Source organism: Caballeronia sp. LZ043 (genome assembly GCF_031451075.1).
Classification (GTDB): domain Bacteria; phylum Pseudomonadota; class Gammaproteobacteria; order Burkholderiales; family Burkholderiaceae; genus Caballeronia.
The window spans coordinates 1586734-1602026 of the sequence record NZ_JARUXT010000001.1 but is presented as its reverse complement, the minus strand read 5'-3'; the positions used below and the strand labels follow the sequence as shown (position 1 = coordinate 1602026).

Sequence of the window (15293 nt, the reverse complement as noted above, 5' to 3'; positions counted from 1 at the left end):
GTATAGAATGTCGCCCCCGGTTGCCCGCAATCGCCCTCATCGATATTCCGCGCCATGTGGTTCAAGAACCTCCAGCTTTATCGTCTTCCCGCTCACTGGTCCGTCACGCCGCAACAACTGCAGCAATGGCTCGCGCCGCTCGCGTTCAGCGCGGCGTCGAGCATCGAGAACGAACGGCGCGGCTGGATCGCGCCGCGCGGCGACGGCGAACTCGTCCATGCGACGAACCGCCAGATGCTCATCGTGTATCGCGCGGAAAAGAAGTTGTTGCCGTCGTCGGTCGTCACGCAGTTCGTCAAGGAACGCGCGGCCGAACTCGAAGAGCAGCAGGGCTTCAGGCCCGGCCGCAAGCAAATGAAGGAACTGAAGGAGCAGGTCACCGACGAACTGCTGCCGCGTGCCTTCAGCATTCGCCGCGATACGCGTGTGTGGATCGATCCGGTCAACGGCTGGCTCGCGATCGATTCGGCCTCCGCCACGGTGTGCGACGACATCATCGGTCTGCTGGTCAAGTCGGTGACCGATCTGCCCCTTGCGAGCGTGCGCACCGCGCGTTCACCGGTATCCGCGATGACCGAGTGGCTCCTGTCGGGCGACGCGCCCGGCGGCTTCACGCTCGATCGCGACACCGAACTGCGCTCGACCGGCGAAGGCAACGCGACGGTCCGTTACGTCGGGCATGCGCTCGAAACGGAAGACATGCGCCGTCACATCGAGGCGGGCAAGCAGTGCATGCGGCTGGCCATGACGTGGGATGACCGCGTGTCGTTCGTGCTGACACCGTCGCTGACGCTCAAGCGCGTGAGCGCGCTCGATGTCATCAAGGAAGCCGCCGATCCCACCGCCGCCAACGACGACGAGCGCTTCGAGTCCGACTTCATCCTGATGACGGGCGAACTCGCGCGCATGCTCTCGGCCATCACCGAGGCGCTCGGCGGCGAAGAGGACTTGCGCGCGGCGGCCTGATGCTTTCGCTTCGGCTTCACGCCGAAGCTGATGCCGAAGCCGAAGCAAATGCGTAACCGTTCTTGCCGTTGCGCTTGACGGTGTACATGGTGTCGTCGGCGGCGGCGACGAGGCGCCAGTAGTCGTCGACGCGGTCCGGATAGCTGGCGATGCCGATGCTCGCGCGCACGATCGACAGGCCCATCTGCGCATCGGTCTCGTGTACGCAGGCGATGATGCGCTGTGCGATGGCGGCCAGTTCGCTGTCGCTCGAAAACGACTGCACCAGCAGCGCGAACTCGTCGCCGCCAATGCGCGCGACCAGGTCGCTGCCGCGCACCGCCTGGCGAAAGCGGCGCGATACCGCGATCAGGAATTCATCGCCGATACGGTGGCCGCGCGTGTCGTTGACTCGCTTGAAGCCGTCGAGATCGATATACAGCACCGCGATGCGTCCGTTGCCGTCCGCGCGCTCGCTGGCTGCTTCCTCCAGCGCGGCAAACAGCTTGCGGCGGTTCGGCAGGCCAGTCATCGGATCGTGCAGCGAAGCCTGCTCGAACTCGTTCGAGAGGCCGACCAGTTGCCGGTTGCGCTTGGCATACATCCCGAGCGCGGTAATCAGCACGCCAAACACGATGGCCGAAAGCGCGATCAGCGTATGTGACACGCTCAGGATGCGTGCGCGCACGTCGGCGCTCGTGCGGTCGCGCTCGGTGCGCCAGTACGCGTAGGTGGAATCGAGCGCGCTGCTCGCTTCGCCGAGCGCCGCCGACGGCGCCAGCACGGAGGCGGGCAGCGCCGGCGCCGGCTCCGGACTCGATGAGATGAGCGCATGCAGCGCCGCCAGCCGCGCGGCAAGTTCGAGGCGCGCTTCGCGATAGGCGGTGCGGTGCTGCGGATCGCTGGCGGGCGAATCCTGCAGGGACAAGGCGGTGGCGCGGGCCGCGCCGGCGCGCTCGACTGCCTCGAGCACGAGCCCCACATATTCCTGCTGAAGCTGTGTGGAGAAGATCGCGCGCACCTGGAAAGCCAGGAACAGCAGACCCATCAGAAGACATAGCAGCGCGGCGCCTGCGAGCGGCGCCGGCCCCCGCGCGCGCGCCCGCCGGAACGCGTATTCGAGTACGCGCCGGGAACGCATCACAAGGGTCTCATCAGGGACGGGAATACTCCTCTCGCTGACGGGTCGGAACATTGTGTCGATAGCTCACTCGATGAAAGAACGCGCCGACGCGCGCAAACAGTCCGCCCTCGGGCTTGGCGTGCGCGCTGTGCCGGCGCGCCGCGCTGGCCTGGTTGGCCTGCGGCGCGCGACTGCTGGTCTGGGCCGTTTGCTGGACCGCGGCGCCGTTGGCGCGGCGCGTCGTCGCGGCGATTTGTGCGGGCGCGGTGCTTCGGGGCGTCGCGGCAAGCGCGGTGGCCGTCGCGAGTTCCGTGGTGCCGGCTACATCCTGTGCAGGGTCGTCGGCGGTGGCGGCAGCGAGGGTCGTCGGCGCATCCGTGGACGGCGAGGCCGTGTCGAGCGGCGTCGCGGTCACGTTCGCCGATGCATCGCCGCTCGTGTTGCCCACATACACGGCGGGCGCGGTTCCGGTTGCCTCCACGACACCCGCCGACTGCGTTTGCGCGGCGATCACCGGCTGCTCGATGCCGAGCGTCTTGCGCGCGCTCGCCATCGCTTCCGCGTAGACGCGCTGGTCGTGGTTGAACCACATGCCGTAGCCCACGGTTCCCAGCACGCCGATGCCGAGGGCACTCGCGGACGCCATCCACAGCGCGAGCCGCCCGAAGCGCAAGGGCGCGCGCACGGGCGAGGGTTCATCGCCGAAGTCGGGCTCGGGCGGAGACAGGTTGATGACGCTCGGATCGTTCGCCGGGCCGGGATGGGCCTCGAAACGCTCCTCGGGGGGTAGCTCAGCATGGTGAGGCATGTCAGCACTCTCCAGAACGTATGGGTCAGACGGCGGGCGCCATGGCAGCGCGCACGCCCGGTCAGGCAGCCGCACGGGACGACGGGCACTCGCACCGGAATCAGCCGAAGCAGGAACGGTGCTGCCATCGCCCGGTTCAGCGCAGATGACTCATGCGCGGAACGCGGCATCGCCGGGCCGGCCGCTCCGGCCGGCGCTCGTTTAGCGGATCAGTAAGCCGATCAATACAACTGCCGTCCGGTCTCGCCATGGATCTGGCGGCATCGGACAGTCGAACAAAACGGCGGAATGTATCTCGCTCGATCGGGACCGGTGGATCTGACACCGTCTGGCAAGCCCTTTGCTCAGGGCGTCCCGCATCGCGCGACACGACAACGAAATATCTCCAGCCAATCTACATAGCAGGCTTCGTTCCAGCCCCAAAAATGGAGTGCTCCGCATACGTCATTCTTCAGAGGACCACGCCGGGCGTATGTGAGCTGGCGCACATACGAATCGTGCGGCTCGCGGGCTTCACGAGACGCATGGGCATTCGTGGCCCGGAATTGTTAAAAGTTCACATGGATTCCCGAAGTTTCATCATTCGGGATGACCATAACGATGAGCTTTCAGGTATTTCGTCGGGTCATCACGACAAGTGCGATGCCGCCGAGTATGGCAATCAAACTCGTCACGAGCCGCGCTCCGAGCGTTTCGCCGAGCAGCAGCACGCCGCCGACCGCCGTGATGACCGGTACGCTCAGTTGCACGGTCGCGGCCGTCGCGGGCTTGAGGCCTTTGAGCGCTGCATACCAGGCGACATAGCCAAGGCCGGAGGTCAGCGCACCGGAGGCCGCGGCGTAACCGAGGCCGGCGGCGTCGAAGCGGGCCTGCTGGAGCGCGAGCGCTGCGATGAAAACCGCCGCCGCGAACGGCAGCGCGCGCAGGAAGTTGCCGGCGGTGGCCGCGACCGGATCGGCGAGGCCGCGCCCGCGCAGAGAGTACACGCCCCAGCCGACGCCCGCCGCGATCATGAGCGCCGACGACGGCGGGTCTGGCGCCGTCAGTCCCGGCAGCACGAGCCAGACGAGCCCGGCGAGCGCGAGCGACAGCCCGAGCCATTGTGCGGGTGCGAGCCGGTCTCCTGTCGCGAGGCCATAGCCGATCATCGTCGCCTGCACGGCGCCGAAAAGCAGCAACGCGCCGGTGCCGGCCGGGAGCCGCACATACGCATAGGAAAACATCGCGGCATAGACGATCAGCGCGAGCGCGGACATCCAGCTGCCGGCGCGCGCCGCTTCGGCGTGCCGGTCACGGCCGCGCGCCATCAGGATCGCCGCGAGCAACAGCGCCGCCGAAGCGATGCGCACCAGCGTGAAGGTGGCCGCGTCGATCTGCGTGCCCTTCAGCGCGAGCCGGCACAGCAGCGAGTTGCCGGCGAAGGCGAGCATCGCGCTGCACGTCAAAACGGCCACGCGCGCGTTCGGTGGCGAGCGTGACGAGCCCGCGCGGGAGGCGGCATCGGAACGGGGCTTGGACATCGGCGGCACGGAGGACGGGGCGCTTCACTGTAGCGCACGCATGCTCAATCCGTGGTGAAGCCTCGCGGCGGCGTATCGGCGTCGTGGCCGAAGCGCTCGAACTCGGAGATGACCTGCGCGCCGAACAGCAACAGTGTCGCCAGTGCTTCGAGGCTGAACAGCACGACGATCGACGTCGTCAGCGAGCCGTAGACCACGCTGACCTGCGAGAGCGTCGCGAAGTACCACACGAGCACGTGCCGCGTGATTTCCCACAGCACGGCCGCGACGACGCTGCCGAGCAGCGCGAGCCGCAGCGAAGGGCGTCCGACCGGCATCACGAGATAGATCGACGTGAGCACGAAGACCTCGCCCGCGAAGCCGAGCAGATAGAGCAGCAGCCGCGACACGCCCTTGAGCGACACCTCGATGCCGAGCAGGTCGATGGAGTTGCTGCCCATCGCCTGGAGTCCGTTGGAGACGAAGGTGACGATCAGCATGCCGACGCCCAGGAACAGGATGTAGCAATAAGGCAGCAAGGCGGAGAGCAGGAAATGGCGGCGCCGGATCGCGACGCGATGCACGAAGATCACCGACATCGCGTTCTCCAGCACGGTGAAGGCGAGGGAGCTGAAGAAGATCATCGTGACGAGCAGCACCCAGCCGAGCACCGCGCGATGCGCGAGGAAATTGGCCAGCTCGCGCACGATCGCGCGCGCCTGTCCCGGCACGAGCCATTCGAGCAGATGAGCGAGGGTGTCGAGCAATTCCTGCTGTCCGACGAAACGCGACAGCACGATGACGATCAGGATCAGCAGCGGGACGATGGAGAGCAGCGCGTAATACGCCACCGCGCCTGCCAGCAATACGCCCTGGTTCGCGCGGAAGGCCTTCAGCGTGCGCAGCGCGAAACCGAACGGATGACGCGCGACACTACGTACTTGCGGGCCCAGTACCGGGCCGAGAATCCGGGACATGCCACCTCCGCGCGGCGCGCACTGCGCATCCCTTGCCGACGAGCAAGTTCCACGCCTGTCGCGAAGGCTCGATCGCTGTCAGCTAGTCCGGCGTGCCTCGCTGCGTGCCGCGGCCAGTTGCGCGGCTTCTTCGAAAGCGAGATCGAGGAGGGTATCGACGTCTTCGGCGGGCAGTTCGGTGGCGTCGATATTACGCAGGCGGCAGAACAGCGCCAGCGCTTCGGCGGCGGCGGAGAAGGCGTTGTTCATGTCGCGGGAGGGGAGGCGTCTTTTTCTCATGGTGTGCATAACGGCAAGGGCACGATCGGACTTTAACGCGGTGAAAGCCGCAGTAAGCACTGTCGATGTCCGGTTCACCTTCGCCAGTGGATGAACTACTCTTGCCCTTGAGCCGTGCCGCGATTTGTGCCCCGATTCATGCTCCGGGCAGTTCGACAGTCCGCTTCCGTATCGGTCCAGGAGGACGCCATGTCAGCCACCCCTGCAAGCTCCGCCCATGCCGCGCTGCCTGGCGCCGACACCGAGATCGTCGACGCCGACGAGCGGCTCTACAACCACGATCTCGCGCCCGTGCCGCGCTCGAAGCGCACCTGGAACGGCTACAGCATCTTCGCGATGTGGATGTCGGATGTGCACAGCGTCGGCGGCTATACGTTTGCCGCAAGCCTGTTCCTGCTCGGCATCTCCGGCTGGCAAGTGCTGCTCGCGCTGACCATCGGCATCCTGGTCGTGTATGTGCTGATGAACTGGGTCGGCAAGCCGAGCCTCGTGCACGGCATACCGTTCCCGGTGATGGCCCGCGTCTCGATGGGCGTGATGGGCGCGAATCTCGCGGCGCTGATTCGCGGCGTGGTAGGAATAGTGTGGTATGGCGTGCAGACCTACTTTGCATCGAAGGCCGTGGCCACGCTGCTGCTGTTGTTCGTGCCGTCGGTGGCCGCGTGGCGCGACACCAGCTTTCTCAGGCTCGACATGCTCGGCTGGGTGAGCTTCCTCTTCATGTGGCTCCTGCAGCTCATCATCTTCCAGCGCGGCATGGAGATCATCCGCAAGTTCATCGATTTCTGCGGGCCGGCGGTGTACGTCGTGATGTTCGTGCTGATGGGCTGGATCCTCTATCACGCCGGTCTCGGCAGTCTCAATCTCACGCTGTCGGGCAAGGTCCTGTCCGGCGACGAACAACTCCACGCGATGATCAACGCCACCTTGCTCGTGGTGAGCTACTTCGCGGCGCTGCTGCTCAACTTCGGCGACTTCTCGCGCTTCGCCAAGAGCGAGCGGCAGATGAAGGTCGGCAACTTCCTGGGCCTGCCGTTCAACTTCGTCGCGTTCGCGATCATCACGGTGATCGTCACCGCGGGCAGTGAGAAGGTCTTCGGCACGATGATCATGGACCCGGTCGAGATCGTCTCGCGCATCGAGAACAAGGTGTGGGTCGCGATCGGCAGCATTACCTTCATCATCGCGACGATGGGCATCAACATCGTCGCCAACTTCGTTTCGCCGGCCTACGACATCGCCAATCTGTTTCCGAAGCACGTGGACTTCAAGAAGGGCGGGCTGATCGCGTCGGTGCTCGCGGTGATGGTGTGTCCGTGGATCTTCGTCGACAGCCCCAAGGCCATCACCATTTTCGTGTCGGTGTTCGGCGCGGTGCTCGCGCCGATGTACGGCGTCATGATGTCCGACTATTACCTCATCAAGCGCCAGCAGGTGCAGACCGCCGATCTCTACACGATGCAGCCCGGCGGACGCTTCCACTATGACGGCGGCTGGAACAAGGTCGGGCTGGCGGCGCTGGTGTTGTCAGGGATCGTGTCGGTCGGCTGGGAGCTCTCGACGCAGATGCTCAAGCTCCTGCCGCCCAACAATCTCGGCTGGCTGATCGGCGCGGCGGCGGGCGCGCTGCTCTATGTGCTGTTCATGCGCCTCGCCCATCGCACCTGAGCGCACCTGAGCGCACCTGACCGGCCTCACTTGATCCATTTGCGCACGTCCTGCTCCCAGTCGGGCTGGCCGCAGTTCGGCGGGTTCTCCGGCCCGAGCACGGTGATATAGCTCTTCGTCTTCATGCACGCCTCATAGGCGCGGATCTGCGTGCAGCGGCCCGCGCCGGCCTGCTTCGCGGCGGCCTTGCAGGCGGACATCGCGCTGTCCATGCCGGTGAAGTCGGCGTCGCCGCTGTCGTTCCAGGGCGGCGGGCTGGCCGTCGCCGAGAATTCGACCGGCGTGCTGCACGCGGCGAGCAGCAGCGCGGCGGCAGCGGGAAGAAGGCACGAGTGGACGAGTCGGGTCATCATCGTTGGAACTCCGGTTTTAAGCTCTTGTTGAAGGCGCGTGATCCGCCGCCTATTATTCCCCGCTGTCACGACGTGCGTCGGCTTTTTGTTCGAACCCTGCGCGCGTCAGCCGTTGACCTCACTCTGGAGCATTGGATGAAAGCCGTGCCGCTTGCCCGTGTCCTGTCGTCGTGCCTGGTCATTGCCGCCTGCGTGGGGTTCGTGCCGTCCGCGTCCGCCGAGAATGTCTCGTTCGGCCCCGACCAGTTGTGCGGCCTGCACAGCGCGCGTCCCGACCAGCCGCCCGCAGCGAAACAGGGCACGGTGCAGGGCCGCAACGGGCCGATCGGCTATGCGCGGTTCGGGCACGGCAGGCCGCTCCTGCTGATCACCGGCTATCGCGCGACGCTCGGCGAATGGAACGCGTATTTTCTGGGCGAACTCGCGAAGCATCGCGACGTGATCGTCTTCGACAATCGCGGCATCGGCGCTTCGACGATCGTCGATGGACGCTACAGCCCGGACTATTCGATCCGCGACATGGCCGCCGATGCCGCCGATGTCATCGCGGGCCTGAAGCTGTCGCAGGTCGATGTGGTCGGCTGGTCGATGGGCGGCATGATCGCGCAGCAGCTCGCACTCGATGCGCGCGACAAGGTCGCCTCGCTCACGCTGATCGCCACCGCGCCGCCCGGGCCCGATGCGGTGCCGACGCCGCCCGAGGTGCTCTCGGTCCTGTCGGGCGGGGGCAAGGACGCCTTTGCGCGCATCATGGGCGTGCTGTTTCCCGCCGACGCGGTGGCGGATGCGTCGCGCTGCTTCGTCGGCGACATGTTCGCGCCGCCGGGCTACAAGGGCCGGCCGGTGCCGGACGCGGTCGCGGTGCAGCAGGACCGGGCGATGCAGGGCTGGTTCGCCGATCACACCGCCGCCGCGGCATTGCGGCGCTCGCCGGTGCGCACGCTGATCATCGAGGGCGCGGACGACGCGGTGCTGCCCGACGCCAATGGCCGGGCGCTCGAGCAGATGATTCCGCGTTCGCGGCTCGACGTCGTGGCGGATGCGGGGCACGCGCTGATGTTCCAGTATCCGCTGGAGCTGGCGCGGCATGTGGATGCGTTCGTCGGGCGGTGACGGGCGCGGGATCGGACGGAGCGAATTGAGACGCCCGAGCAGACCAACGATCCTCCGCGACATTCAACCCGGAGCGCTGCGCTCCTAAGCTCTCTCCATCGACTTCCAGGAGAAGAGCAATGAACAGCAACAGCAACAGCGCAACACCCCAGCCCGCGCCGATGCCGGTGGCGTTCTTCGGCATCCCGGTCGGCGCACTGGCCTTCGCAGGCGCGTGGCGCGCCGCCGCACGCGTCTGGACGATTCCCGATGTCATCCCGGCATTCCTCACCGCCGCCGCGCTTGCCGTCCTGCTGGTGGTTCTGATCGCCTACGCCCGCACGTGGCGCGTCGCGCGCGCGGCGGCGCTCACCGAATTGCAGCATCCGGTGCAGTCCTCGTTCGCGGCGCTCGTGCCCGTGTCCGCGCTGCTTGCCGCGCAAGCGGTGCAGGTCTATTCGCGCGATCTCGCCATCGCGCTCTTCACGCTGGGCGTGATCGCGCAGCTCGCGCTCGGGGTCTGGCTGCACGGACGATTCTGGCAAGGCGGCCGCAAGCCCGAACTGAGCACGCCCGCCATCTACCTGCCGACCGTCGCGCCGAGCTTCGTCGCCGGCACGGCCGCTGCGAGTCTCGGCTTCACGCAACTCGGCGCGCTGTTCTTCGGCGCAGGCGTGTTTTCGTGGATAGCGATCGAATCCATCGTGCTGCATCGCGCCGCCGTGCATGAACCCTTGCCGGAGGCAATGCGTCCGAGTCTCGGGATCCAGCTGGCGCCGCCCGTCGTCGGCGGTGTGAGTTATCTCGCGATCACGCACGGCGTACCCGATGTGTTCGCCTGGATGCTGCTCGGCTACGGGCTCTATCAGGCCTTGCTGCTGATCCGGCTGGTTCCGTGGATCCGTCAGCGCGGCTTCACGCCCGCCTACTGGGCCGTGAGCTTCGGCGCCGCCGCCTTGCCGACGCTCATGCTGCGCATGCTCGAACGCGGCGCCACGGGACCGCTCGAATGGCTCGCGCCGGTGGCCTTCGTGCTGTCGAATGTGGTGATCGGACTGCTGATCGCGGGAACGGTGCGGGCCATCGTGCGGGGCGAACTGATGCCGGCGGCCGCCGGCGCCAGCAGCCCGGCCCGGCCGATCAACAACCGCGCCGCCGCGCTCCCGCATTGAACGCGGCGACGCTCGTCACAGTTCAAGCACCTCGCCCGCGCGCAGCGCACGCAACGCGAGATCCGGCAGCGCGGCGCGCAGTTCATCGAGAATCTGCGCGCCGTGCGGCGGCTTCAGATGCGAAATCAGCAGTTCGGCCTGGAAGCCAGGGCCAATGCCGCGCAGATCGGCGGCGAGCAGGCTCGGGCAATAGTGATGCGCGATCCGCGCCAGGTCGATCTGCGCATCGGGAAACGCCGTCTCGACGATCACGTAACGCAAGCCCGGCAGCATGCGCACGGCGGCCCAGAACGGGGGATGCGTCGTCGTGTCGCCGCTGAAGGCGAGACTCGCCGCGGCGCCCGTCAGCGCGAAGCCGGTGGACGGCACCGTATGGTATGCGGGCAGGGCGGTCACGGTGCGCCCGTCGAGCACCACGCTCCCGCCCGCTTCCAGCGCCTCGAAGCGCACCGCGGGCGCCGCCGCCGATGGAATCCGCGTGAAGTCCGGCCAGATCAGATTGTTGAAGATGTGAGCGTGCAGGATGTCGAGCGTCGCGCGGCTCGCATGCACGGTGACGGGTGCACTGCGCGCTTCGCCGACGGCATCGATCATCAGCGGCAGATACGCGATGTGATCCAGATGCGAATGCGTGAGGAACACGTGATCGATGCGTGCGAGGGCTTCGTCGGCGAGCACGGCGACGCCCGTGCCCGCATCGATCAGCAGATCGTCGTCCACGAGCAGCGCCGTGGTGCCACCCGGATCGTGGTCGGAGCCATTACCACCGCCACCGCCACCGCCGCCATTGATCGCACCGCTACAGCCGAGTACCCGAACTTTCATGATGCGGCCCAGTTGAAGACTGCAGGAAATCACTTCGTATCGAATGCGCTGACGCAGTCCCAGTCGGCGGGCAGCTCGGCCCCGCGCAGCGTCTCGACCCGCCTGCGATACAGCGCATACAGCTGCTGCCCGGGATACTGCGTCGCCAGCGCATCGAGCCGCGCCTGCGCTGCGTCCCACTCGCGCGCGCGGTAATGCGACAGCGCCGCGTGCCAGCGCGCGAGCGCCTCGGCGTCATGCTGCGGCGGCTGCGGCTCGAACACGGCGATCGGTGCCACGCGGCCCCGCACGCGCACGCGGTCCAGCTCGCGAAACACGACATCGGGCACCTGCGCGCGCGTCGCCTCGCCGACGATGATGTCGATGTCGAAACGCCGCGTCAGGCCTTCGAGCCGCGCCGCGACGTTCACCGCATCGCCCATCACCGTATAGGCCTTGCGCACCGGCGAGCCCATGTCGCCGACCGTCATCGGCCCGGTATTGATGCCAATGCCGATCCACAGCGTCGGCCAGCCGCGCGCGCTCAGCGTACGGTTCAGTTCCACCAGCGCCGCACGCATGCCGAGCGCCGCCGCCACCGCGTGACGCGCGTGCGCCGGGTCGTCGACGGGCGCGCCCCAGAAGCTCATGATCGCATCGCCCATGTACTTGTCGAGCGTGCCGCGATGCGCGCGGATCACTTCGGTCATGGTGCCGAGATACTCGTTCATCAGGCGCGCGAGCGCTTCCGGCTCCAGCGTCTCGGCGATGGCCGTGAAACCCAGCACGTCGCAGAACAGCACCGTCAGTTCGGCACGGCGTCCCACCATGCTGTAGTCCTCCGGATGCCGGCTCATTTCCTCGACCAGTTCGGGCGGCACGTACTGGCCGAACAGCGCGGCGAAGCGGCGTTTGGCTCGCGCCTCCACAAAATAGCCGTACGACATGTTGAGCGCATGGAGCGCGACGATGGCGAGCAGCAGCGAGCCCATCGGAATGAACCAGTCGAGGCGCGCGAACGCATAGAGATCGGCGGCGACGAACGCCGCGAGCAACAGCACGGTGCAGAGCGTCGCGCGCGCGGGACCGTGCCACGGCCATACGAAAATCATCGCGAGTCCCGCAACCGCCAGCGCGACCGCCTGCAACGCGGCGGCGAAGGGCGGCTGGAAGCGGATGGCGCCGTCGAGCATGCCGCTGATCAGGCTCGCGTTGACCTCGACGCCCGGATACACCTCGCCCACCGGCGTCGTGCGCTGATCCATCAGGCCCGGCGCGGTCGTGCCGACCAGCACGATGCGGCCCGCCAGCGCGCCCGCCGGAATGCGCCGCGCGAGCACGTCGGCGATCGAGTAATACGGGAAGCTGCCCGCGCCGCCGCGATACGGCACGAGCGCCGCGCCGTTTTCATCGAGCGGTATCGCGCGGGTGCCGCGCGGCGTCGTCAATGCAAGGCCGGACAGCGGCGCGCTCGCGTCGGCGGGGTCATCGAACAGCGGGCGCACGGCGGCGTCGCCGTACAGCGCCCGCAGCACTTCGAGCGACAGCGCGCCATACACGCCGTCGCGATAAGCGGTCACGAGCGGCACGCGCCGCACGGCGCCATCGAAGTCGATCACCGGGTTGAAGTAACCCGCGCGCCGCGCCGCCGTTTGCAGCGCGGGCAGGTTGCCGCCATAGCTGGTCCAGTCGAACAGCGTGAACGGATGCGCGCCGAACGCGCCCGCGTGCAGCAGCGGCGCCGGGATCGCGCCGCTCGACGCATCCTGGTTCGCGAAGTAATAGCCGAGCACGACGGGATGGCGCGCGAGCGTGGCGGCGAAGCGCTGGTCGTAGTCGAGGGTCGGCGCCAGCGCCGCAAGCGCCGCGCGGTAGTCCGCGTCGCCGGCGAGCGCGCCGCGCGCGAGGCCGTCGAGCACGGCGAGGCCTGAACTCGCATCCGGCTCGGCGAACACCATGTCGAAACCGAGCACCGCGACATGCTCGCGCTCGAACAGCGTCTCGACGAGTTCCGCCATGCGCGCGCGGCTCCACGGCCAGCGGCCGAGTTCCGCGAGGCTCTTCTCGTCGATGTCGAGAATGGCGATGCGCGCGTCCGTCGTGCGCGGCATGAAGAGGCGCAACTGGGTGTCGTAGATCAGGGCGTCGAGGGTATCGACGAAACGCAGCGGATAAAGCGACAGCGCGTGCGCCGCGAACCCGATGACGATCGCCACACCCAGCGCCCAGCGCCCGCCCGCGCGTTTCAGCACGAAAGCGAAGGGCTCGCGGTCCGCGCGCCGGCGGCGCCTCATTGCGCCGCCCGCAACTGCTCGTTGGCCGCGCCGAGCCGCGCCGCCAGCACGCGCGCGGCGAACTTGTGCATGCGCGCCGCGAGCGCGGGGTCTTCGTCCTCGAGACGCCGGAGCGTCGTCAGCGCCAGCCGCGAGACGACCGTGGGCGCGTCGGCGACGACATCCGCGCTGCGTTGCGCGCCCGTGTACACCGCCATTTCCCCGACGATGGTCCCCGCACCGAAGCTCCTCAGCCGCAGCGTGTGGCCGTCGCCGAGCGCGAGCGCCACGGTCACGCGCCCGGTCTCGACGAAGTAGATGGAATCGCCGGGATCGGCTTGGCGGAACAGGTAGTCGCCGGGCGCGAGCCGGAGCGTGTCGAGATGCGGACGCAGCGCGTCGAGCGTGGCGGGCAGCGTCGAGACGAAGGTCTCGCTGGCGGCAGGCGCAGCGCACGCAGACGCGGCGCCGCGCGCGTCGCGCAGGATCTGTGTCTCGATCCATTCGAGGCCGCCGTCCAGGTCGTCGAAGACATGCGGGCTGCCGGGGCCGTTCGGGTCGTTTGCATGCGTGGCATCACGCGCCAGCCAGCTGCGCAGCGCGGGAGACAGACCCGTCAGCACAATCTGCGCACGCACGCGTCCGCAGGCCTGACGCAGCCGCACGAAGCTCGCGGCGCTCGATGCATCGACGCCATGCACGCGCGCGAAATCCACCAGCACGTAGCGCACGCCCGGCTCCTTCGACGTGCCCTCCGGCGCTTCGATGCGCCCGCGGATATGCGCGAGGATCGAGTGCGCCGTGCCGAAGAACAGGAAGCCCTGCAGCGCGACGCCATAGAGCGCATGCGCGTGGGCATCGAGCAGCCGGGTGTCATCGACGCCGCGCTCGACGTTCGAACGCCGTCCACGGCCGTCGAATTCGCGGCGCAGGCAATTGACGCGCCCGTAGCGCACCACGAACAGCAGACACGCCGCGACGATGCCGAGCAGGACGCCCGCCGTGATGCCGTAGACCGCGATGCAGACCATGATCGCGGGAATCAGCAGGTAGTCGTGCCACGGCAGGCGCCGGATGGACATGACGAGCCATTCGATCAGCATCGCCGCGCCGATGAACAGTTGCAGCCCGACCAGCACCGGCTTCGGCAGGAGCGTCATCATGCTCGGAAAGAACGCGATCACGGCGAGCGAGAGCAGCGCGGCCAGCACGCCCGCGCGCCGCTCGCGCACGCCGAGCCGCCAGTTGGTCATGGTGCGCGTCATCGATTGCGCGCCGACCAGCCCGCCCGCCAGCCCGGTCAACAGATTCGCGAGACCGGCCGCGCGCATCTCGCGATTGAAGTCGATGTCGCGCGACGTGGTGACGCCGATGCTCGTCGCGTTGAGCAGGACGGTCATCGACGAGACCGCCGCGATGGCGACGATGTCGAGTGCGCGCGACCATAGCATCGGCAGCCAGGCGACGTGAATCAGCGCGACCGGCAGGCGCATGCCGGACAGCGGTTCGTAGCGGAACAGCAGGCCCATGCGCCGCGCGTCTTCGAGATGCTTGCCCGACGCGGCCAGCCCGAAATAGAAGAGCGCGATGCCGAGCGCCATCATCGACGGCAGGATGATCGCGTAGCGCGACGGCCGCGTGATGCGCGTCAGCACCAGCAGGCCCAGGCCGACCACGAGCGCCGGCACGCTCGCGAGCCACGGCAACTGCATGACAATGAGCGGCGTCGCGAGGCCGACGGGCACGTCGGTCAGCACGCGCAGCGCGCCTTCGAGCAGCAGCAGGCCGGTGCCCGCCAGAAAGCCGCCGATCACCGGAAACGGGATGTACTGGATCGCATTGCCGCGTTTCCAGTGCGCCAGCGCGAACAGCAGCGCGCCGGTCGCCAGCGACGACACCGCGATCAGCATCAGCACCGTGGCGAGCACGGCTTCATCGTCGCCGCCCGCCGCATGCACCGACAACGCGATGCCCGCGGCGAGCGGCGCCAGCAGCGCGGTGGCGTTGGAATCGGGCCCGGCGATCACGAACGGCACCGAGCTCGTCAGCGACACCACCAGGGCGACGAGCACACAGCTCAGCAGCGCGGTGGGCATGCCGGCCGGCAGCCATGGCGAGAGGCCGGCGGAGAAGATCATCGCGCCGTAGCCGGCGGCGTACGACAGCGCGATCAGCGCCGTGAGCAGCGCGGCCAGCGTGTCGGTGCCGAGCGCCGCCAGCGCCAACGCCGCCGCCGGCCGCGCGGCGCGCGCGGGCCGCAGCAATGCGGGATCGGGGCCCGGGTGCTCGCTCATCGCGCC

General features: G+C 67.8%; 13 protein-coding genes. 4 read left to right on the top strand and 9 right to left on the bottom strand.

What is annotated here, in order from left to right; translation table 11 throughout:
- Positions 1–54: 54 nt before the first annotated feature.
- Complete coding sequence (locus QCE64_RS07235) at positions 55–966, top strand: recombination-associated protein RdgC (RefSeq protein ID WP_310003236.1); 912 nt, start codon at positions 55–57, stop codon at positions 964–966.
- Positions 967–982: 16 nt separating this feature from the next.
- Here QCE64_RS07235 and QCE64_RS07230 read toward each other — a convergent pair whose 3' ends face one another.
- The 5 genes from QCE64_RS07230 to QCE64_RS07210 form a co-directional block, all read right to left on the bottom strand.
- Positions 983–2086, bottom strand: coding sequence for a GGDEF domain-containing protein (locus tag QCE64_RS07230; RefSeq protein WP_309916345.1), 1104 nt, complete (start codon positions 2084–2086; stop codon positions 983–985).
- 13 nt (positions 2087–2099) lie between these two features.
- On the bottom strand, positions 2100–2876 hold the full coding sequence (locus QCE64_RS07225; RefSeq protein WP_310003234.1) for a hypothetical protein: 777 nt from the start codon (positions 2874–2876) through the stop codon (positions 2100–2102).
- A gap of 608 nt (positions 2877–3484) precedes the next feature.
- The gene (locus QCE64_RS07220) at positions 3485–4396 is read right to left on the bottom strand and encodes a DMT family transporter (protein ID WP_404987306.1); all 912 of its coding nucleotides are present in this window, start codon (positions 4394–4396) and stop codon (positions 3485–3487) included.
- 44 nt (positions 4397–4440) lie between these two features.
- Entirely contained in the window at positions 4441–5352 is a 912-nt protein-coding gene (locus QCE64_RS07215; RefSeq protein WP_309916340.1) for a YihY/virulence factor BrkB family protein, read from the bottom strand.
- Positions 5353–5430: 78 nt separating this feature from the next.
- Positions 5431–5601 carry a hypothetical protein gene (locus tag QCE64_RS07210; protein WP_309916338.1) on the bottom strand — a complete coding sequence of 57 codons (171 nt, stop codon included), beginning with the start codon at positions 5599–5601 and terminating at the stop codon, positions 5431–5433.
- Positions 5602–5820: 219 nt separating this feature from the next.
- Here QCE64_RS07210 and QCE64_RS07205 point away from each other — a divergent pair, with 219 nt between their 5' ends.
- Entirely contained in the window at positions 5821–7299 is a 1479-nt protein-coding gene (locus QCE64_RS07205; RefSeq protein ID WP_310003232.1) for an NCS1 family nucleobase:cation symporter-1, read from the top strand.
- A 26-nt stretch (positions 7300–7325) separates the two neighbouring features.
- On the opposite strand, the gene QCE64_RS07200 is transcribed toward QCE64_RS07205, so the two are convergent.
- Positions 7326–7652: a hypothetical protein gene (locus QCE64_RS07200; RefSeq protein ID WP_309916332.1), complete on the bottom strand. Its 327-nt coding sequence runs from the start codon at positions 7650–7652 to the stop codon at positions 7326–7328.
- 135 nt (positions 7653–7787) lie between these two features.
- Between QCE64_RS07200 and QCE64_RS07195 the strand changes: the two genes are divergently transcribed.
- Both QCE64_RS07195 and tehA read left to right on the top strand, forming a co-directional pair.
- Positions 7788–8765, top strand: a complete 978-nt coding sequence (locus QCE64_RS07195; protein WP_310003230.1) for an alpha/beta hydrolase — start codon at positions 7788–7790, stop codon at positions 8763–8765.
- A gap of 119 nt (positions 8766–8884) precedes the next feature.
- The gene (gene tehA / locus QCE64_RS07190; protein WP_310003228.1) at positions 8885–9916 is read left to right on the top strand and encodes a dicarboxylate transporter/tellurite-resistance protein TehA; all 1032 of its coding nucleotides are present in this window, start codon (positions 8885–8887) and stop codon (positions 9914–9916) included.
- 15 nt (positions 9917–9931) lie between these two features.
- Here the strand turns inward: tehA and QCE64_RS07185 are convergent, their stop codons facing one another.
- Genes QCE64_RS07185 through QCE64_RS07175 form a run of 3 tightly spaced genes read right to left on the bottom strand, consistent with a single transcriptional unit; the run spans position 9932 to position 15287 of the window.
- Complete coding sequence (locus QCE64_RS07185; protein WP_310003226.1) at positions 9932–10741, bottom strand: 3',5'-cyclic-nucleotide phosphodiesterase; 810 nt, start codon at positions 10739–10741, stop codon at positions 9932–9934.
- 29 nt (positions 10742–10770) lie between these two features.
- Positions 10771–13014 carry an adenylate/guanylate cyclase domain-containing protein gene (locus tag QCE64_RS07180; protein ID WP_310003224.1) on the bottom strand — a complete coding sequence of 748 codons (2244 nt, stop codon included), beginning with the start codon at positions 13012–13014 and terminating at the stop codon, positions 10771–10773.
- Entirely contained in the window at positions 13011–15287 is a 2277-nt protein-coding gene (locus QCE64_RS07175; protein WP_310003222.1) for a SulP family inorganic anion transporter, read from the bottom strand. Before QCE64_RS07175 ends, QCE64_RS07180 begins: the two co-directional genes overlap by 4 nt.
- Between the last annotated feature and the right edge of the window lie 6 nt (positions 15288–15293).

Coding starts and splice junctions, on each gene's coding strand:
- QCE64_RS07235 (WP_310003236.1), top strand. CDS start 55: ATGTGGTTCAAGAACCTCCAGCTTTATCGTCTTCCCGCTCACTGGTCC.
- QCE64_RS07230 (WP_309916345.1), bottom strand. CDS start 2,086: ATGCGTTCCCGGCGCGTACTCGAATACGCGTTCCGGCGGGCGCGCGCG.
- QCE64_RS07225 (WP_310003234.1), bottom strand. CDS start 2,876: ATGCCTCACCATGCTGAGCTACCCCCCGAGGAGCGTTTCGAGGCCCAT.
- QCE64_RS07220 (WP_404987306.1), bottom strand. CDS start 4,396: ATGTCCAAGCCCCGTTCCGATGCCGCCTCCCGCGCGGGCTCGTCACGC.
- QCE64_RS07215 (WP_309916340.1), bottom strand. CDS start 5,352: ATGTCCCGGATTCTCGGCCCGGTACTGGGCCCGCAAGTACGTAGTGTC.
- QCE64_RS07210 (WP_309916338.1), bottom strand. CDS start 5,601: ATGAACAACGCCTTCTCCGCCGCCGCCGAAGCGCTGGCGCTGTTCTGC.
- QCE64_RS07205 (WP_310003232.1), top strand. CDS start 5,821: ATGTCAGCCACCCCTGCAAGCTCCGCCCATGCCGCGCTGCCTGGCGCC.
- QCE64_RS07200 (WP_309916332.1), bottom strand. CDS start 7,652: ATGATGACCCGACTCGTCCACTCGTGCCTTCTTCCCGCTGCCGCCGCG.
- QCE64_RS07195 (WP_310003230.1), top strand. CDS start 7,788: ATGAAAGCCGTGCCGCTTGCCCGTGTCCTGTCGTCGTGCCTGGTCATT.
- tehA (WP_310003228.1), top strand. CDS start 8,885: ATGAACAGCAACAGCAACAGCGCAACACCCCAGCCCGCGCCGATGCCG.
- QCE64_RS07185 (WP_310003226.1), bottom strand. CDS start 10,741: ATGAAAGTTCGGGTACTCGGCTGTAGCGGTGCGATCAATGGCGGCGGT.
- QCE64_RS07180 (WP_310003224.1), bottom strand. CDS start 13,014: ATGAGGCGCCGCCGGCGCGCGGACCGCGAGCCCTTCGCTTTCGTGCTG.
- QCE64_RS07175 (WP_310003222.1), bottom strand. CDS start 15,287: ATGAGCGAGCACCCGGGCCCCGATCCCGCATTGCTGCGGCCCGCGCGC.